Origin of the sequence: Streptomyces sp. NPDC001137 (genome assembly GCF_040298885.1) — a bacterium.
Classification (GTDB): Bacteria; Actinomycetota; Actinomycetes; order Streptomycetales; family Streptomycetaceae; genus Streptomyces.
This window is the reverse complement of record NZ_JBEPBA010000005.1, coordinates 167,174-185,203: the sequence shown is the minus strand read 5'-3', so window position 1 is coordinate 185,203 and position 18,030 is coordinate 167,174. Positions and strand designations below refer to the sequence as shown.

The 18,030-nt window shown below is 69.7% G+C and carries 16 protein-coding genes; 4 read left to right on the top strand and 12 right to left on the bottom strand.

Translation table 11 applies throughout. From position 1 onward, the window contains the following. Positions 1-37: 37 nt before the first annotated feature. Positions 38-952, top strand: a complete 915-nt coding sequence (locus tag ABT254_RS12100; protein WP_351467357.1) for an NAD-dependent epimerase/dehydratase family protein — start codon at positions 38-40, stop codon at positions 950-952. Here the strand turns inward: ABT254_RS12100 and ABT254_RS12095 are convergent, their stop codons facing one another. Continuing rightward, positions 953-1,417 carry a hypothetical protein gene (locus ABT254_RS12095; protein WP_351467354.1) on the bottom strand — a complete coding sequence of 155 codons (465 nt, stop codon included), beginning with the start codon at positions 1,415-1,417 and terminating at the stop codon, positions 953-955. 381 nt (positions 1,418-1,798) lie between these two features. Here ABT254_RS12095 and ABT254_RS12090 point away from each other — a divergent pair, with 381 nt between their 5' ends. Genes ABT254_RS12090 through ABT254_RS12080 form a run of 3 tightly spaced genes read left to right on the top strand, consistent with a single transcriptional unit; the run spans position 1,799 to position 3,367 of the window. Next, positions 1,799-1,996 (top strand): hypothetical protein, encoded by a 198-nt coding sequence (locus ABT254_RS12090; RefSeq protein WP_351467351.1) that lies wholly within the window; start codon positions 1,799-1,801, stop codon positions 1,994-1,996. Next, positions 1,993-2,640, top strand: coding sequence for a sigma-70 family RNA polymerase sigma factor (locus tag ABT254_RS12085; RefSeq protein ID WP_351467348.1), 648 nt, complete (start codon positions 1,993-1,995; stop codon positions 2,638-2,640). The genes ABT254_RS12090 and ABT254_RS12085 overlap by 4 nt, the downstream gene beginning before the upstream one ends. 7 nt (positions 2,641-2,647) lie before the next feature. Continuing rightward, complete coding sequence (locus ABT254_RS12080) at positions 2,648-3,367, top strand: hypothetical protein (RefSeq protein WP_351467346.1); 720 nt, start codon at positions 2,648-2,650, stop codon at positions 3,365-3,367. A gap of 65 nt (positions 3,368-3,432) precedes the next feature. Here the strand turns inward: ABT254_RS12080 and ABT254_RS12075 are convergent, their stop codons facing one another. The 11 genes from ABT254_RS12075 to ABT254_RS12025 form a co-directional block, all read right to left on the bottom strand. Further along, positions 3,433-4,233 (bottom strand): ABC transporter permease, encoded by an 801-nt coding sequence (locus ABT254_RS12075; protein WP_351467343.1) that lies wholly within the window; start codon positions 4,231-4,233, stop codon positions 3,433-3,435. A gap of 5 nt (positions 4,234-4,238) precedes the next feature. Then, positions 4,239-5,042, bottom strand: coding sequence for an ABC transporter permease (locus ABT254_RS12070; RefSeq protein ID WP_351467342.1), 804 nt, complete (start codon positions 5,040-5,042; stop codon positions 4,239-4,241). Between the two features lies 1 nt (position 5,043). Beyond that, the gene (locus ABT254_RS12065; RefSeq protein ID WP_351467339.1) at positions 5,044-6,051 is read right to left on the bottom strand and encodes an ABC transporter ATP-binding protein; all 1,008 of its coding nucleotides are present in this window, start codon (positions 6,049-6,051) and stop codon (positions 5,044-5,046) included. Then, the gene (locus ABT254_RS12060; RefSeq protein ID WP_450748403.1) at positions 6,048-7,133 is read right to left on the bottom strand and encodes an MFS transporter; all 1,086 of its coding nucleotides are present in this window, start codon (positions 7,131-7,133) and stop codon (positions 6,048-6,050) included. Before ABT254_RS12060 ends, ABT254_RS12065 begins: the two co-directional genes overlap by 4 nt. Positions 7,134-7,222: 89 nt before the next feature. Next, positions 7,223-10,093 carry a glycoside hydrolase family 2 TIM barrel-domain containing protein gene (locus tag ABT254_RS12055; protein ID WP_351467333.1) on the bottom strand — a complete coding sequence of 957 codons (2,871 nt, stop codon included), beginning with the start codon at positions 10,091-10,093 and terminating at the stop codon, positions 7,223-7,225. 28 nt (positions 10,094-10,121) lie between these two features. Then, positions 10,122-10,988, bottom strand: a complete 867-nt coding sequence (locus ABT254_RS12050; protein WP_351467331.1) for a carbohydrate ABC transporter permease — start codon at positions 10,986-10,988, stop codon at positions 10,122-10,124. Further along, on the bottom strand, positions 10,985-11,953 hold the full coding sequence (locus ABT254_RS12045) for a carbohydrate ABC transporter permease (RefSeq protein WP_351467328.1): 969 nt from the start codon (positions 11,951-11,953) through the stop codon (positions 10,985-10,987). Before ABT254_RS12045 ends, ABT254_RS12050 begins: the two co-directional genes overlap by 4 nt. A gap of 20 nt (positions 11,954-11,973) precedes the next feature. Next, positions 11,974-13,242 (bottom strand): ABC transporter substrate-binding protein, encoded by a 1,269-nt coding sequence (locus ABT254_RS12040; protein WP_351467325.1) that lies wholly within the window; start codon positions 13,240-13,242, stop codon positions 11,974-11,976. 238 nt (positions 13,243-13,480) lie between these two features. Then, complete coding sequence (locus ABT254_RS12035; protein WP_351467322.1) at positions 13,481-15,325, bottom strand: glycoside hydrolase; 1,845 nt, start codon at positions 15,323-15,325, stop codon at positions 13,481-13,483. Between the two features lie 11 nt (positions 15,326-15,336). Then, positions 15,337-16,578: an ROK family transcriptional regulator gene (locus tag ABT254_RS12030; RefSeq protein ID WP_351467319.1), complete on the bottom strand. Its 1,242-nt coding sequence runs from the start codon at positions 16,576-16,578 to the stop codon at positions 15,337-15,339. Between the two features lie 129 nt (positions 16,579-16,707). Next, positions 16,708-17,961: an FAD-binding protein gene (locus tag ABT254_RS12025; RefSeq protein ID WP_351467316.1), complete on the bottom strand. Its 1,254-nt coding sequence runs from the start codon at positions 17,959-17,961 to the stop codon at positions 16,708-16,710. Positions 17,962-18,030 lie beyond the last annotated feature (69 nt).

The following is an 18,030-nucleotide window of genomic DNA, read 5'->3' as shown; positions in this document are numbered from 1 at the left end:
CTTCGGAAACAGGTTCGGGATCAGGAAGGTGATGGTCATGCGGGTGTTCGTGGCAGGCGGGAGCGGGGTCCTGGGGCGGCGGCTGGTGGGGCAGTTGGTGGCCCGGGGGCATCAGGTGACGGCCACGACGACGAGTCCGGCCAAGCTGGACCTGCTGACGCGGCTGGGTGCCGAAGGGGTCGTGATGGACGGACTGGACGCGGTGTCGGTCGGTCAGGCGGTGGCGAAGGCCCGGCCGGACGTGATCGTGCATCAGATGACGGGCCTTTCCGAGGTGCACGCGGGCAAGCCCGACATGCGGAAGGCCGAGCGGTTCTTCGCCACCACCAACCGGCTCCGCACCGAGGGGATCGACCATCTGCTGGCCGCTGCCGAGGCCACCGGCGTCTCGCACGTCGTCGCGCAGAGCCATGCCAGCTTCAACGGGAACCGAGAGGGCGGCTGGGTCAAGACCGAGGAGGACCCGCTGGAGGTGCTGGAGGGGACCAAGGCCCTCAGTCATCTCGAGGACGCCGTCGTCAGCGCCGGCGGCGCGGCCCTGCGCTACGGCGCGTTCTACGGGCCGGGCGCCAACGACGACCAGGTGAGGATGGTGCGCAGGCGGATGTTCCCGCTCGTCGGGGGCGGCACCGGCTACACCTCGTGGGTGCATCTCGACGACGCGGCGAGCGCCACCGTGCTGGCCGTGGAGCAGAAGGCCAGGGGTGTCTTCAACATCGTCGACGACGAGCCCGCGCCGGTCGCCGAGTGGCTGCCGTATCTCGCGCGGTGCGCCGGCGCCAAGCCGCCGCGGCGGCTCCCGGCGTGGTTGGCCCGGCTGCTGGCCGGCGAGATGGTGGTCGCCATGATGACCGAGGGCCGCGGCTTCTCCAACGCCAAGGCGAGGCGGGAGCTGGGCTGGGAGCCGCGGTACCCGTCGTGGCGCCAGGGGTTCCGGGCGGAGTTGGCGTGATCACCGTCCCCGACGGAGCGTGTCGAGCTCTCCGACCGCCGCCCGTACGTGCTCCGGGTCCCGCCCGGCTCCGGCGCACCGCCACACGGGCCGCCCGTCCGCCTCGCCCAGATGCATCCCGAGGTCGTGCACGGTGCACACCGGCCAGGCCTGCCAGAGGTCCTCGGTGAGGGCGTCCTGCGCCGCCTCGGCGACGACGGCGAGAGTGGCGAGGGGGTCGTCGCGGGGCGAGTCGGGGGAGTTCAGCCAGAGCCGGCTGCCCCACCAATCGCCGTCGGGCGGACTGACGTACACGTTTTCCGGCTCGCCCTCCTCCCCGTGCGGCAGGGCCATCATCCGGAGCGGGGCCTGCTCCGGCAGCGTCGCGGCGAGGTCCCGGTTGACCAGGGCGAGAGCCTCGTCCAGTGCGGGGTACTCGCCGGGCCGGACCTGACGGGGAGTGGGGTCGTCGAAGGGCGGGTTCATGGCCCCATCCTGCGCGGCGGCCCGCATCCCTTCCGGGTGACTGTGACCTATGGCACAGCACCTACGGGGTCCATCAAGTCACGTTCGCGCAAACGGCGTTCGAAATCCTTCGCTTTCGGTGGATGCGCAGTTCGGCGGGGGTGGCACATGAGGTGCGAGGGCCGACGTGCCATGGCGGTGCGCGGGTGTGAATTCGCCGCTGGCCAACCGTCAGCGGAAAGTTACCCTCCGTTAGAAAGATCTGTTCGAAGGACTGCACGTTTCCCGGGTCGCGTCCGGTTGTCTGTTTCCCAGAGCAACGAGGCTCTAGGTGTCAGGCCCGTCCAGTGCGGGGGACCGGGCGGTAACGGCACTGACTGAAAGAGAAGGAAAACAGTCACTGTGAACTACGACGTAGTCAGCCTCGTGCTGGCCTTCGCCGCCGTGGCGCGCTCGTACGCGCCCGACGTGTGGTTCTTAGTGCGGCGTCTGCTCGGCGCCGGAGTCCGCGTAGGGGCCCTCGCCCTGAGCGAACAGCAGCCTCCCCCCGCTCCGACACCCCCCGCCCAGGCCTCCTGGACCGAAGGAGGCCACCGATGACCAGCCCGCAGCCCGACCCCGCGGGAGGCACGAGGCGCAGTTCCGACTTCGTCATGCCGCCGGAGTTCTGGGACTTCCACGCCCGCTACGACCGCGCGTGCTTCGAGTACAGCCGCATCCACCTCGGCGGCAACGCCCTCGCAGCCCGCCGGCTGGTCAACCGCACCTTCCTGTACCTGGCCACCATCTGGCCCCGCCTGGAGGCCATGGAGAATCCCGGCGCCTACGCCTGGGCCCTGTTCAAGCAGCGTGTCCACGGCGAACTCACCGCTCAGGGCCGCAGCCCGGCGACGACCGAGACCCTCGCCTTCGCACGGGCCATCCGCGCGGCCAGCGCACCCCTGCTCGGCGCCTTCCGCAGCGCCTTCCAGGCCGAGTACGGAGAGGAGATCGCCGAACTCGAGGAAGGGCTGGGCCTGTTCCGGCAGATGTCACGGCTGAGCGAGCGCCAGTTCGACGTGATCCTGCTGCGTGACGTGCTCGAGTTCGACACCAGGGACACGGCGCTGATCATGGGCATCCGTGAGGCCACCGTACGGTCCACCCGGCGCACCGCGATCCACCGGCTCGCGACCGCCATGGGCTACCGGACCGAGGTCGCCCCCTGCACCGCTCCCGACACCGCCGACGACGAGAAGGAGTGACCCACCCGTGAACCGCACCCCGCGCAGCATCGAGGAGGCCCTGCGCCGTTCCCGCGTCTTCCGGGGCGAGTACAGCTACGCCGACCTGGAAGCCGCCCGGCACGACCTCGCACGTGACCTGCACGAGCTGCGCTGGATGCGGTTCCTCACCATCGCCGCGCACCGCGGCCGCACCGCCGGGGCCAACCCGCTCCCGGCCGCCCTGCACGAACAGGCGGCGCACGACCTGCGCCTGCTGTGCCGCGGCACCGTCCACCACCACGGTGCCGCCCGCCGCATCACCGCCTTCGACACCGAACGCGACCCCGACGGCGCCCTCACCTTCGCCTGTCTGCTGTACCTCGCCGACCAGGAGGAGGGCGCCCAGTTCTGGTGGCGCTACACCGCGGGCGCCGGCAGCGTCACCGCCGCCCTGTGCCTGTATCTGCTCCATCTGCGCCGCGGTGACATGCGTGACGCCCAGCACTGGGCCGAACAGATCCACCGCCTCAACAGCCTCGACTGGACCAGCTACACACCGGTACCGCACCACGCCGACACCACCCCGCACCCCTGCGACGGCCCGGGCGTCCGCTACACGCTTCCCCCCGTACCGCCGGCCCTCTCCGAACGCGCGGTCAAGGACGCCGTCGACGAGCTGGAAGCCCCGTACGACAGAGGCCTCGGCCCCGTCCCGCAGCCCATTCCGGAGCTGGCAGAGCACTGGAACGACCTGGTCACCGCGTGAACGGCGGCCGAGCGTGGCGGCTCAGGGAAACGAAGCCCCGGCCGGCACGGGCGCGTTGAGGGGGATCATCCATTGACCCCCGTGTAGTGGTTCAGGCTCCAGCGCCACAGCAGCCGCGCCCCGAGGTACGCGAGCGCGCCGAGCAGCGGGGAGGCGGCCGCCAGCCAGTACGGGACGCCCGTGTCGTGTCCGTGCCCGGTGAGCACCGCGGCCGGGAAGTAGGCGACGAAGGCGAGCGGGAGGCCGAAGGTGAGGAAGCCGCCCACCGCCTTGGGCAGCACGTTCAGCGGGTAGCTGCCGAAGGTGCCGAGCAGCTCCTCCAGCCAGCGGCCCCAGTAGTCGGCGGCCGGGAAGCGGAGCGCGGCGCAGGCGACCGCCGTGAACAGGGCGGCCTCCAGCAGCATGCCGCCGAGCACACAGGCGATGAGATACGCGGCCCGCCCCGCCGTCCAGTCGAGGTGACTGCGGGACAGGGCGCCGACCATCAGGCCCACGGCGACCGTCAGGTCACCGAAGGCGTTGGTGGGGAAGAACTCCAGCTGCACCTGCCGGTGGACCGGCATCGGGCGCAGCAGATAGGTGTCGATCTTCCCTTCCTGGACGAACCGGCCCAGCTGGTGCACCCGGCCCAGACACAGCACGAACAGACCGTGGGCCAGCATCCGTGTCGCCGGGATCAGCAGCACCTGAGAGCTGTCCCAGCCGCCCATCCCGGTGAACCGGGTCAGCAGCACGGTCGCGAACACGATCACCGACACCTGCCAGATCGCGCCGATCGCGATGTTCAGCAGGAACTCGATGCGGTACTCCATCTGGGCGCGAATGTTGAGGCGTGTGATGCGCCAGGCGATCCGGACGGCATTCATGAGCCTCAGCCTCCTTGGGAGATGACCCGGTGGGCGGCCCGCCGCCACAGGAACCGGGTGAGGAGGAAGAGCAGTACGACCCACACGGCCTGGATCGCCAACTGCCCGCCCGCGTCGGAGAGTTGGATCCGACCCACGTACAGCGACAGGGGCACGCTGAGCGTCGCCTGGAAGGGCAGGAAGGTGCTCATGGTGCGGAACCAGCCGGGGAAGAACCACAGCGGGGCGTACACCCCGGACAGCAGGTTCTGCGCGAAGAGCAGGATGAGCATCGCGGAGTTGTTGCGGATGGTCCAGAAGCACAGCTGGTCCAGGAGCAGCATCACGAAGTAGAGGACCAGCTGGCCGAGGAGCAGGCTGACCACGAACACCCCGGCCACGGCCGCCGACCCGGGCGGCTCGATCACCCCGGCCGCGAGACACACCGCGTATCCGGCGAGCGCCCACGCGGCCCCGTAGACCTGCTCGCCGAGCGCGCGCAGCGCGTGGTAGCGGGCGGGCGGCAGCGGACGCAGATACCAGTAGACGATGGTGCCGAAGTGCATGTGCTGCAGAACCGTGTCCCGGCCCGTGTACTGGTCCAACTCCCTTAGCCGGGAGGCGAGTACGGCCAGCACGGCGTAGGTGATGGCCTGCTCGCGGCTCATGCCGGCCGTGGCGCCGGAATGTGCGTACAGGCCGCTCCACAGGGACGCCACCAGGACCACCTGGACGACCAGCCGGACCAGGACGGCCGTCATCCGGGGCGGGGCGTGCAGCTCGCCGAGCGGGGTGACGCGGGCGGCCCGCCACGCGTGCGGAACGGCCATGTCAGACCCCTTCCGCCGCGGGCTCCGCATGCGCGTACGCGACCCGCATGACGTCCTCCAGGTCCGCCTCGTCGATGGCGATGCCGGTCACCTCGTACCGCTCGATGACCGCCTTGAGCGCCTGGTGGACCGTGGGGGCCTCGGGTCCATCCGGGCCGAACACCACCTGCGGGCCGTCCTGCCGCAGCAGCGCGATGCCCGGGGGCGGTACGACGTCGCCGTGCCCGTCGGCGAGCGTCGCCCGCACCTGCCAGGTCGAGCCGAACTTGCGGCGGATCTCGTCGAGAGTGCCGTCGAGGACCAGCCGCCCGTGGTTGATCAGGACGACCCGCTCGGCGAGCCGCTCGACCTCCGTCATGTCGTGCGTCGTCAGCAGCACCGTACGGCCGCGCTCCTCCACCTGGTGGCGCAGGAACTCCCGGACCTGCTCCTTGACCACCACGTCCATGCCGATGGTCGGCTCGTCGAGGAAGACGACCGGCGGGTCGTGCAGCAGGGCCGCGGCCAGGTCGCAGCGCACCCGCTGGCCGAGGGAGAGATGGCGCACCCGGGTGTCCCAGAAGGCGGACAGTTCGAGGATGTCGTCGAACTCCCGCAGCCGGGCGGTGTGTTCGGCATCCGGAACGTCGTAGATGTCCCGCAGGATCGAGAACGACTCGCGCACCGGCAGGTCCCACCACAGCTGGGTGCGCTGCCCGAACACGGCCCCGATGTTGCGGGCGTTGCGCTCCCGCTCCTCGTACGGCACCACGCCCGCCACCCGGGCCTCGCCGGAGGTGGGCGTGAGAATGCCGGTGAGCATCTTGATGGTGGTGGACTTGCCTGCGCCGTTCGGGCCCAGCAGGGCGAGGAGTTCACCCGGCGCCACGTCGAAGCTGATGTCGCAGACGGCGTGCTTGACGGCGCGCTCCGGGTTGACGAGCGATCTGAGCGCGCCGGCGAGACCCGGACGGCGCACGGTGGTGTGGAAGGAGCGGGAGAGGGAGCGGACCTCGATACTGCCGATCACTCGATGAACCTCCGGGTGAGCTGGATCAGCCAGACGGTCACCGCGAGCGAGGCGGCGGAGAGCGCGGTCAGCAGCCAGGGGACGGCGTGGATGCCCGAGGCCTCGATGCCCGCCCCCAGCAGCGGGGGAGCCGCCACTCCGCCGATCATCGACGCGGCGATGACCCAGGCACCGGCGCGCCTCGCCTGGGGAAGCGCCCTGTTCAGCCAGGGCAGTCCGGTCGGGAAGACCGGCGCGATGAACAACCCAACACCGGCGTAGGCCACCGGCGCCACTCCTTTTACACGTGCCAGCAGCAGACACACCGTCATGCCGGCCGCGCAGATCGTCAGGATCCGCTCGGGGGAGTGCCTCAGGGTGATCGGCACGACGAGGAAACGGCCCGCCGTCATCATCAGCCAGTACACGGAGGTCGCCGAGGCGGCCACGGTCGCGCTGTAGCCGACGGTCTCCAGATGCGTGGGCTCCCAGCCGCCCACCCCCGCCTCCACGCCCACGTTCAGGATGTACAGAGCGAGGAAGCCGACGAGGACGCGGGAGAGGCCGCCGCCCCGCGAGCCGGGCCGCCGCTCCTTCTCCGACCGCTCGACAGGGCGGGTACGGACGCCGCTCGATCCCAGCGGGACCAGCACCGCGGCCGGCACCGCACACGCCCCGAAGGCATAGGCGTACGCGTCCGGACCCAGCCAGGCCACCACCGCCGGACCGAGCACCGCCCCGATGCCGAAGTGGGCGTTGAGTACGTTGAGCATGGCCGTGGAACGGTCGCCGAAGCCGACCGCGAAGAGCTGGTTGAGGCCGTAGTCGATGCCGCCGAACCCGAGGCCGCCGAGAAAGGCGGCGCCGAGCGCCAGGGGCCAGTCGGGGGCGAGCGCGAAGCCGGCGCCGCCCAGCGCCATCAGGCCGTAACTCGCCGCCAGCAGCGCCCTGTTGCTGATCCGGGAGTGGATCGCGTTGAAGGCCAGGACGCCCGCGACACCGCCCGTGAAGTGCAGGCTCAGACCGAGCCCGGCACCGGCCGGGGACAGACCGAACTCCGCACGCAGACCCGGCACCGAGGGGCCGTACAGCGCCTGGAGCATGCCGATGAGGACGAAGCCGACGCACGACGCCACCGCGGCCGGCCTGCTGAAGAGCCGGCCGGCCGCTGTGGACCGTATGTCGGTGTCCGTCAACTGATCTCCGAGAAGACGAAGGAGAACTCGGCCGGCTCGGCGCGCAGCTGGTACTGCGGCAGAACGCCCGGGCCGCAGGACCCGGTGCCGATGCCGTGCAGGGCGTGGTCGAGGTTGACCCACACGGTGCCGCCGGGGGTGAGATCGGTGCGGTGCGAGGCCGCGTCCAGCTGTTCGGTGGTCCAGCGCCGGGCGCTGAAGGAGAACTCCGGGTCGCCCTCGATGCGCAGTCCGCCGATCTCCGCCCAGCGGACGTCGGCGCGTGCACCGTTCTCCTGCGGGCGGAGGTACGGCGTCTGCAGTGCGTCGACCGTGGACTCCCAACGGCCGATCTGCGAGGCCGACTTGGTGTCCGGGTACGCCTCACCGGGGCCGCCGCCGAACCAGCGCACGCGATCGGCGCCCGCGTCCAGCCCGAAGCGGACGCCGAGCCGCGGCAGCGGCACCGTCCACTCACCCTCCGGGCCCACCGACACCGTCAGCTTCAGCCGGTTGCCGTCGGACGTCCAGCGGTACACGGTCGCGAGGCCGAACTCCCAGGCGGCGGGGGCCACCCGGGTCCGTACGGTCAGCGCGTCGTCGCCGATCTCCACGCCGTCGAGCCGGTGCCGCATGCGGTGCAGGCCGTACTTGCGCCACAGCTCCGCATAGCGCGCGTCGGTCTGCCACTCGGCGCCCTCGTCGTTGTCGGTGGTCGCCCGCCACACGTCGAGGCGCAGACCGTTCACCGCGATCCCGCCGACGGTCTTCAGCGCACCGGTGCGGGCGTCGAAGGAGGCCGGGCCCAGGGTGATGACCCGCTCACCGAGGACCGGCCCGTCGGACGCCGTGACCGTCGGCAACGGCCGTGCGACCACGGCGAACTGGCCCCATGCCACCGGATGGCCCTTGGCCGCCCAGGCCGTGTCGGCCGCCAGCGAGGCCCGCACCGTCCACTGTGTCTCGCCGCCGCCACCGTCGGCGGGCGGCTCGGGCAGCTTCACATCGGCCGACTCGCCCGGGCCGAGCGCGGGCACCGGCAGGGAACCCGACTCGACGGTCTCCCCGTCCACTTGGTACGACCACTCGAACGCAAAGGCGGACAGGTCGGCGAAGTCCTGCTTGTTCGTCACCCGTACGGTTCCGTCGGAGCCGTCGCCCCCGATGCCGACCGGCTCGACGACCTTCTTGAACTCCAGGAGCCCCGGCGACGGAGTCCGGTCCGGGAACAGCAGCCCGTCACAGACGAAGTTCCCGTCGTGCAGCTCCTCACCGAAGTCCCCGCCGTAGGCGTAGCCCAGCTCGGGGTGGGTGATGCCGTGGTCGATCCACTCCCAGACGAAGGCACCCTGGAGACGCTCGTACGTCTCGAACAGCCGCTGGTAGTCGGCGAGTCCGCCGGGGCCGTTGCCCATGGCGTGCGCGTACTCGCACAGGATGAAGGGGAGCCGGCGCCGCTTGTGCGTGCCCCCGTCCAGCTCCTGGCCGATCTGCTCGACCTCGGCGTGGGAGGCGTACATCCGCGAGTACATGTCCGTGTCACGGCAGTTCCAGTCGCCCTCGTAGTGCACGAGGCGCGAGGCGTCGCGGCCGTGGATCCACTCGGCCATGGCGGTGAGGCCGCGCCCGGTGCCGGCCTCGTTGCCCAGCGACCAGATGACGACCGACGGGTGGTTCTTGTCCCGCTCGACCATGCGGGCCGCACGGTCGAGAAGGGCCGGGGTCCAGCGGTCGTCGTCGACGGGGTTGTCCCGCCAGGCCTGCTCGGTGAAGCCGTGGGTCTCCAGGTCGCACTCGTCGACGACCCACAGGCCGTACTCGTCGCACAGGTCGAGGAAGGCCGGGTGCGGCGGGTAGTGGGAGGTGCGGACGGCGTTGACGTTGTGCCGCTTCATCAGCAGCACGTCCTCACGCATGGTTTCCAGATCGAGGGCGCGGCCCTTCTCGGGGTGCCACTCATGGCGGTTGACGCCCTTGAAGAGGACCGCCTTGCCGTTGACCTTGATCAGGCCGTCCTCGAGGACGACGGTCCGGAAGCCGATGCGCAGCGGGACGCGCTCGCCGTCCGTCGCCAGTACGCCGTCGTAGAGCTTCGGCGTCTCGGCGGTCCACGCCTCGACGGGCACCGTCACCGATTCCCCGGTCGCGACATCGATGTCCAGTGCGGGCACGGTCACCCGCCCGTCCACGTCGGAGTCGACGCGCAGGGTGCCCTCGCCGGTGACGTGGTCGTAGGAGGCGTGCACGAAGAAGTCGAGGGCGCTGCCGGCAGGACGGTGCAGCAGCGTGACGTCACGGAAGATGCCGGGCAGCCACCACTGGTCCTGGTCCTCCAGGTAGGAGCCCGCGGACCACTGGTGCACGCGTACGGCGAGCACGTTGCCGCTCGGCTTCAGCAGGTGCCCGACCGCGAACTCGTGCGGCAGCCGGGAGCCCTTGAACTCGCCGATGTCCGTGCCGTTCAGCCAGACGCGGGCGCAGGACTCGACGCCGTCGAAGCGGATGACGGCCCCGCCGTCGGCCGGCCAGTCCGCGGGCAGGTCGAAGACGCGCAGATGGTCGCCGGTCGGGTTCTCCGTCGGGACGTGCGGCGGGTCGACCGGGAAGGGGTAGAGGTGGTTGGTGTAGATGGGCAGGCCGAAGGCGCCGTCGCCCTGGAGGACCCAGTGGCCGGGGACCGTGACCTCGGGCCAGCCTTCGGCGTCGTACCCCTCCTCGGCGAAGGAGTCGTCCTCGGCGTCGACGGTCGGGGAGACGCGCAGGCGCCAACTGCCGTTCAGAGAGAGCGACTTGGCATCGGAGGACGGGTACCAGGCGCGGGGCGGGAGGGCGCCGCTGCCGGGCGAGACGTCCTCGACGTAGTCGATGGCCGTGGTGCGGGAAGTCATCGGTCTCCAGGTCTCGGGATTGCGGGTGTCAGCCCTTGATACCGGTCTGCGCGATCCCCTGCACCAGCCAGCGCTGGAGGAAGAGGAACACGAAGATCAGGGGCAGGATGGAGATGGCGGTGGCCATGAAGATCAGATGGAAGTTCACGGTCTGGTTGGTCATGAAGGAGGACAGCGCGATCTGGACGGTCCAGGAGCTCGGGTCCTGGCCGATGACCAGCGGCCACAGGAAGGAGTTCCAGGCGCTGATGAAGGTGATCGTGGCGATCGCCGCGAAGAAGTTCAGCGAGTTGGGCACGACGATCCGCCAGTACGCGCCCCAGTAGCCGAGCCCGTCCACGCGTGCCGCCTCCTCCAGCTCCTTGGGGAATCCCAGGAAGTACTGCCTGAAGAGGAAACACGTGAAACCGCTGAACAGGCCCGGGATGATCAGACCGCGGTAGGTGTCCACCCATCCGAGGGACGAGACGAGCACGAAGCTGGGCACGAAGGTGACGGCCGTCGGGACCATCAGGGTCGCCAGGACCGCGTAGAAGACCTTGTTGGCGTGCTTGTACGGGATGCGGGCCAGGCCGTAGCCGGCCAGCGAACAGACCAGGAGGGTGCCGAAGGTGGTCAGGACCGCGACCACCAGCGAGTTGATCATGGAGCGGCCGAAGTCGACCGTGGGATCGTCGAACAGCTCGGAGATGTTGCCCCACTGGAAGGAGGGCAGCACCTTCCAGTTCTCGCCCGTGATCTCCAGATCCGTGGAGAGGGAGTTGCGGACGATCAGATAGAAGGGGATCAGGAAGAGCAGAGCGGCGACACCGACGGCGATGTAGAGCCCGGTGTTGCCGAAGACGCCCCGGCCCTTCTTGCGCTGCTTGCCGACCTGGGGTGCGGTGGTGGTCACTTGGACTCGTCCCCCCTTCCGAAGCCCATGAACTTGCCCTGGATCAGGGTGACGAGACAGATGAGCAGCGACAGGATGACCGCGCCCGCGCTGCCCGCGCCGTAGTCCTGGCTGGTGCCGAGGGCCGACTTGTAGAGCACCATGAGCGGCGTCTGGGCCCAGGTCGCCTTCTGCCCGATGATGTTGAAGAACTCGTCGAACGCCTGGTAGGCGGCGATGAGGAGCAGCAGGATCACCGCGGTGGAGGTGGCCCGCAGCTGCGGCAGCGTGATGTACCGGAAGGTCTGCCAGCCCTTCTTCGCACCGTCGATGGCGGCCGCCTCGTACAGTTCGCTCGGGATGTTCTGAAGCGCCGCCAGGAACAGGATCATGTAGAAGCCGGACTGGATCCACAGGCGCAGGGTCACGATGACCAGCCAGTACCAGGGCGGCGTGGGGTTGGACATCCAGGCGATGGTGTCGGCGCCGAACCAGCCGATGACCGTGTTCGCGAGGCCGAAGCGGACGCCGCTGAAGATGGACATCTTCCAGATCAGGGCCGCGGCCACGTAGGAGACGGCGGTCGGCAGGAAGAACACCGAGCGAAAGAACGCCCGCATGAACCTGAGCCGGTTGACCAGCAGCGCGAGGCCCAGCGACAGCGCCCAGGTGGTCGGCACGATGAACGCGGCGAACACGGTGAACGTCACCAGCGAGCCGGGGAACTCGCTGTTGGTCAGGATCTGCTTGTAGTTGTCGAAACCGATGAAATGGCTCGGTGTGACGGTGTAGCGGGCGTCGAAGAAGCTGAGCCAGATGCTCCAGACGATCGGCACGAAGACGAAGATCGCCAGGCCGATCAGAAAGGGCCCGGTGAAGAGCCAGAAGTTCAGGGTGGCGTTGCCCCGCAGGCCCCGCCGCGGCCGGGCCTGGGAGGCCTTGGCCGGGGCGGGCTGGGCGACCCCGCGTGTGGTGGTGGTCGACATGTCGTGGTCTTCCCGGCGGCCTATCCGAACAGCTTCTTGAGCTCGACGTTGACCTTCTTGTCGCAGGTGTCGAGCGCCTTCTCCGGGTCGCCGTTCTTACGGACGGAGGACGCGATCACCTCGGCGAACGCGTTCTGCATGGTCTGGTCGTAGGCGATGTTGTCGAAGTGGCCGTAGTCCGTGAAGAGCTTCACGCCCTCGGCCGGCAGGCCCGACTTGAGCTTGGTGGCCTTGTTGGCGATCGAGGTGCGCGGCGGGATGTGGAAGCCGTACGAGGTGGCCCAGTCCTCCTGGTACTGCGTCTGGTCGAGCCACAGCCACTTCACGTACTCCTTGGCCGCCTCCACGTTCTTGCCCTTGGCGTTGACGAAGATCGACCAGCCGCCGTTGTAGACGGACGGCTTGCCCGCGCTGCCGATCTTGGGGAACGGGAAGATGCCGAGGTCGTCGCCGAGCGCCTTCTGCATGGCGGGCATGGACCACATGCCGCCCCACTGGATGGCACACAGGCCCTGGTTGAGCGCGGACGGGTCCCAGAAGTCGGTCGGGGCGTCGAGGAGCACGTTGCCGCTGGTGAACAGCTTGCGCAGCTGCTTGAGGCCCCCGATGACGCCGTCCGTGTGATAGGCGATCTCGTTCTTCTCGTTGATGGTGTCGGCGCCGGCGGACCAGATGATGGGGTTCTGGATCGCGCTGAAGTCGTTGCCGAGGAAGACGCCCTTGACCTTGCCGGTGGTGAGCTTGGCGGCGGCCTCGATCAGCTCGTCGAGCGTGGTCGGGACGTCGACCTTCGCCTTCTCCAGCATCGACTTGCGGTAGTAGAAGAACTGCGGGTCGTCGATCATCCGTATCCCGTAGATCTTCCCGTCGACCGTGTGGGACTTGATGTCGTTCGGGTTGAAGTCGCTCTTGACCGGGTCGATGATGTCGGTCAGGTCCGCCACCTGGCCGCTCTTGACGAGCTGCAGCTGCGGGTGGAACTCGAAGACGTCGGGCGCCTTCGAGGTGAGCAGCGCCGCGAACAGCGCGGACTCGAAGTTGTTGCCCGTGATCCAGTTGGTGTTGACGTTGGCCTTCTTGTAGGCCGCCGCGTACCGCTTGAGGGCCTGCTCCGTACCCGCCTCGCCGTAGGCGTGGAAGTACTGGGTGAGCTGCTTGCCCGAGCCCCCACCGCTCCCGCCCCGCCCGTTGTTGCTGCCGCACGCAGCCAGCGTGCCGGCCGCGGCCATGCCCGCGGCAGCCCGGAATATGGACCGACGGGAGAAGTTGCTGTTGCTCATTGCCGACATGCTGACGTCCTTGTCTCGATTGCGGCTGCGGCTCCACGGCTCCAGCGCACCTGGCTGCTGCGTGGCTCGAATTGCGTTGTGGTGCGGGGACGTTAACCTTCGGCTAAGGCTTCGGCAAGGGGTTGGACGAAGTCTGTTCGAAGCGTTAAATCCGGTTCGGAATCCCGAACATGGGGGTCGGTGCGGGGGTGAGGGCCGCCGGGTCAGGGTGTGGCCGGCGGCCCTCGGTACAGGGGGACTAGGCCTTGTTCCAGACCTCGTTGGTGCCGCCGTTGCAGCTGTACAGGATCACTTTGCCGCCGTCGGCGGTCGCCTGCCCGCTGACGTCCAGGCACTTGCCGGACGCCTCGCTGAGGATCTGGCCGTTGGCGTTCAGCAGCCAGCGCTGGCTTGCGTCACCGGTGAAGTCGGCCGTCGTCGTCAGGCCCGAACTCCCGGCCGTGAGATAGCCGTTCGCACCCTTCAGGGCGCCCTTGCCGTCGTACGACCACGACTGCTCGGTCCCGCCGGTGCACGTGCTGATGGCGGCCCCGGACGCGCCCGCGGTCAGGCACTTGCCGGACTGCTTGCCCTGCAGCGCACCCGTGATCGCCGAACTGCCCTTGCCCTTCTGGTCGAAGACGTACGTCGTGATGGAGCGGGCCGCGAGGGTCGTGGAGGCCGTGCCGCCGCTCACCGTCGGCCTGGCGACGTTCGCCCAGTCCTCGGTGGCCGAGGTCCGCACGGCCTGCGCGGCCCGCACCGGTGTCTTGTTGTTGAAGTGCAAACTCAGCGGGGTGTCGGTGGAGTTGTGGTTGTTGACCACGACGACCCACTTGCCGCCCCGGTCGTACGACGACACCTCGACGCCGTCCGGCGCCCCGGTCACGTCGTGCGCGACCGAGCCCGGCCTCACGAACCTGCTGTACTGGCCGAGCGCGTAGTACCGCTTGGTGAAGTACAGCTGCTGGTTGCCGTTCGTCGCGTAGTCGGGGTCGTAGTAGATCAGGCCGTCGTTCCAGCCCGTGTCGTTGCGCTCGGTGGGTGAGGTGCCGTAGCCGCTGGCCAGGGCCACCCACCACTGGAACGCCGAATCGTGCGAGCTCGCGAAGTCCTTGTAGATGATCCGCGACATCAGCAGGGCGTTGTCGATGGTGGGGTCGTACTCCTGGTTCCAGCCCGTGCCGCCCTTGCCGAAGCAGCAGATCTCGGTGGCCCAGGACTTCTTGCCGACCGCCCTCGACGTCTCGTAGACGTTGCCCAGCTGGCCGTCATTGGGGTTGTTGTACGTGTGGTGGGCGAGCGCGGACACATACTGCGCGGTGCCGGGCTGCGAGATCCACTGCGGCAGCTCGTCGGTGAACTGGGTCGTCTTGCTGGACTCGTCGGCGATGATCGACGTCTGCTGCTTGCGGGCCCGCTGCTCGGCACCCAACGCCCGCACGATGTCGTCGCGCTGGTCGACGGTGACCTGCATGCCCTCCTGGCCGCAGTCCCCGAAGTCGTTGTCCGGCTCGTTGAACGGGCTGATGTAGTCCAGCTTCACGCCATGCTCGGCGAAGTGGTCGGTCACGTCCGCCACGTACTTGGCGTAGTCCGCCTCGCTGCCCGCCTTCAACCGACCGCCGCAGCTGTGGCCGTTGGTCGTCCACTGGGCGGGCGCGCTGTTGACGAAGCCGATCAGGTCCTTGACGCCGTACTTCGCGGCGTACTTCAGGAAGGTGCGGCCGCCCTTGTCATTGCTCCAGTTGTACGAGCCGTCGGGGCCCAGGAAGTCCTGGGCGGCGCGGGCCGGGGTGGTGACCGCGACGCCGCCACCGCCGATGTTGTAGCGGTACGAGGAGAGGGCCAGGCCCTGCTGGGAGAAGAGCAGGCCCGCGACCCGGGCCTGCACCTCGGGCTTGAAGTGCTGCAGGTCGTTGACCCACCAGGCGCCCGACGCACCGATGTCGTCGATGGTCTGGGCGGCGTGCGGGGAGACCTCGGCCGCCGTGGGGGTGGCGGCCGAGGAGGACGGGGCGGATATCAGGGGGCCCGCGACGGCGAGCGCGGCTGCGGCCGTCCACAGGGCGGATCTGCGGGGGTGGGGGTGAGACACGTGCATCCCTTCCGTCGTCATGAAGGTGGTGCGGTACGGCTCCTTGCGGGGGTGCGTTTGGCATTCCTCTGCCCGACGGACTGCAGCGCGCCTTCCAGTGCGAACGTCGCCGCACCCAGACATGCCGGGTCGGTGGGGATCGGGGAGAGGACGATCTCGGTGGCGGCCAGCGGACGCGGCAGCGCGTGCCGGGCGACGGCCTCGCGCACCTCCGCGACCAGGGGCTCGCCCAGGGCGGCCGCGACCCAGCTGCTGAGCACGACCACTTCGGGGTTGAACAGATTGACCAGGTCGGCGATGCCGGCGCCGAGGTAACGGGCGGTGTCCCGGACCACCTTGACCGCCACCGGGTCGTGCTCGCGCATCCCCTGGGCCAGCGCGGCGATGGTGGCCGTCTGGTCCTCCGGGTGCAGCAGCGGGCTGCCGGGGCTGAGCTCCCGCAGGTTCAGCATGATTCCGGGCGCGCCGACATACGTCTCCACGCAGCCGTGGTTGCCGCAGTGGCACAGCCGGCCGTCGAGGACGATCGTGTTGTGGCCCCACTCGCCGGCGCTGTTGCTGATCCCGCGGTGCAGCCCGCCGCCCAGGACGAGCCCGGCGCCCACGCCGGTTCCGAGGGTGACCACCACGGCGTCCCCGCGCCCGCGGGCGGCCCCGAACCACAGCTCGGCGACCGCGACCGCGCGCAGCGGGTTGTCCAGGTACAGGGGGTAGGCGATGTGCTCGGTGAGCAGGTCGAGCAGCGGCACGTCGTGCCAGTCCCAGTTGGGCGCGTACTCGGCGACGCCGGTGTCGCGGTCCACCTGCCCCGGCACGCTGACGCCCACGCCCAGCACCCGCGCGCCCTCGACGCCGGCCTGTGCGACCACCGAGCCGACGGCGGCGGCGACATGGCCGACCATCTCCTCGGGGAGGCTCTCACCGGGACGGACGTCCTCCTCGGCGCGGGCGAGCACATTCAGCGCCAGGTCGAACAGCTCGACACGGACGTACGTCTCCGCGATGTCGACGCCGATCAACGCGCCCCCCGACGCGTTGACGGCCACGAGGCCCCGGGGGCGGCCGCCCGCCGAGTCCTCGAACCCGACCTCGGTGATCATCCGCAGATCGAGCAGCTCGCCGACGAGCGTGGCGACCGTCGCGAGGCTCAGACCGGTGGCGGCCGCCAGCTCCTGCCGGGAGGTGGGCGACGCGGCGATGATCTGGCGCAGCACCTCGTAGCGATTCGCGGTGCGGATGTCACGTGATGTGCGCTTCACCGGTGGGGTACCCCCGTCCCTTCGCTCAGGCGCACCGGACACGTCGGCACCGGCGCGGCGCAAGGCTATGGCCTGCGGGGGACTTTCGACAAGGGGTTAGGAAAGGGGGTTTATAAAGCCCTTCGTAGGTCAGTCGCCCAGCAGCGTCCGCACGAAGGGGTTGGCGAATTTTCCGTCCGGGTCCAGTGTCCGCGCAAGCGACCGGAAGCCGGCCAGCCGGGGGTACCGGCCGTGCAGGACCGCCGCGGGCGTCGTGAAGACCTTGCCCCAGTGCGGGCGGGCGTCGAACGGGTCCAGCGCCTCCTCCAGCAGCCGCACCACCGGCAGCACCGCCCGCGTGTCCTCCACCCAGGTGAAGTGCGCCGCCACCGTGTCCCGCCCGTACGCCGGGCTCATCCACTGCCGATCGGCGGCGACCGTCCGTATCTCGCAGGTCTGGAGTACGGGCGCCACCGTCGCCCGGATCCCGTCGAGGGCATGCAGTACGTCGACGGCGTGCTGCCTCGGCAGCAGATACTCCGACTGCAACTCGGCCCCGCTGCTCGGTGTGAACTCCGCCCGGAAGTGCGGCAGCCGCTCGTGCCACGGCCCCGGCACCCCGAACTGCTCGGTGCAGTTCACGGCCGGCATCCCCGGCACGGGGTGCAGCTTCTCGGTGGCGGGCGCGGCCCAGGGGAAGTCCGGCAGCGGCTGGTCGGTGCGACGCTTGAGCCACACCTGTCGGAAGCCGGGCTCTCGCCAGTCGGTGAACAGGCTCACGCTGTACGCCGCCGAAGCGATCGTCTCGTACGTCTGCGGGTCCAGCCCGGCGAGGGGGAGTTCCGTGAACACGTGCTGCTCGACCTCGAAGGCCGGCTCCAGGTCGAGGGTGAGGGCCACCACGACGCCGAGCGCGCCCAGTGAGGTGACGGCGCCGTCGAACCGGGCGTCGCCCCGCCCGATCCGTACCGTGTCCCCGCCGGCCGTGACCAGCTCCACCTCCCGCACCGGTGCCGCCAGCGATCCGTTGGTCACCCCCGAGCCGTGCGTGCCGGTCGCCACCGAACCGGCGACGGAGATGTGCGGCAGGGACGCCATGTTGGGCAGCGCGAGCCCATGCGTGTGCACCACGCGGGCCAGTTCCGCGTACCGGACGCCGCCCGACACCCGTACCGTGCGGGCCGTGGTGTCCACGTCGATCACCGGCGGCAGCCCGGCGATCGAGAGCAGGGTGCCCTCGGGACCCGGCTCGGCGATCTCGTTGAAGGAGTGGCCGCTGCCCAGGACGCGGACCTTGGCGCTGTCGGTCACCAGGGTCCTCAGCGCGTCGAGCGAGTGGGGGCGGTGCAACTCCTTGGCCGCATAGGTGATGTTGCCTGCCCAGTTGGTGACCGTCTCCGTCATTCCTGTCGTCCCTCCGGCGAGTGCGTGTGCATTGACCCTCTCATCTGCCGCGACCTACCGTGAGAGCGT

What these genes read in the sequence shown, in the direction of transcription:
- ABT254_RS12085 (WP_351467348.1), top strand. Translation starts at nt 1,993, where the DNA reads ATGACCAGCCCGCAGCCCGACCCCGCGGGAGGCACGAGGCGCAGTTCC.
- ABT254_RS12070 (WP_351467342.1), bottom strand. Translation starts at nt 5,042, where the DNA reads ATGGCCGTTCCGCACGCGTGGCGGGCCGCCCGCGTCACCCCGCTCGGC.
- ABT254_RS12075 (WP_351467343.1), bottom strand. Translation starts at nt 4,233, where the DNA reads ATGAATGCCGTCCGGATCGCCTGGCGCATCACACGCCTCAACATTCGC.
- ABT254_RS12045 (WP_351467328.1), bottom strand. Translation starts at nt 11,953, where the DNA reads ATGTCGACCACCACCACACGCGGGGTCGCCCAGCCCGCCCCGGCCAAG.
- ABT254_RS12095 (WP_351467354.1), bottom strand. Translation starts at nt 1,417, where the DNA reads ATGAACCCGCCCTTCGACGACCCCACTCCCCGTCAGGTCCGGCCCGGC.
- ABT254_RS12040 (WP_351467325.1), bottom strand. Translation starts at nt 13,242, where the DNA reads ATGTCGGCAATGAGCAACAGCAACTTCTCCCGTCGGTCCATATTCCGG.
- ABT254_RS12060 (WP_450748403.1), bottom strand. Translation starts at nt 7,133, where the DNA reads ATGCTCCAGGCGCTGTACGGCCCCTCGGTGCCGGGTCTGCGTGCGGAG.
- ABT254_RS12055 (WP_351467333.1), bottom strand. Translation starts at nt 10,093, where the DNA reads ATGACTTCCCGCACCACGGCCATCGACTACGTCGAGGACGTCTCGCCC.
- ABT254_RS12100 (WP_351467357.1), top strand. Translation starts at nt 38, where the DNA reads ATGCGGGTGTTCGTGGCAGGCGGGAGCGGGGTCCTGGGGCGGCGGCTG.
- ABT254_RS12035 (WP_351467322.1), bottom strand. Translation starts at nt 15,325, where the DNA reads ATGCACGTGTCTCACCCCCACCCCCGCAGATCCGCCCTGTGGACGGCC.
- ABT254_RS12025 (WP_351467316.1), bottom strand. Translation starts at nt 17,961, where the DNA reads ATGACGGAGACGGTCACCAACTGGGCAGGCAACATCACCTATGCGGCC.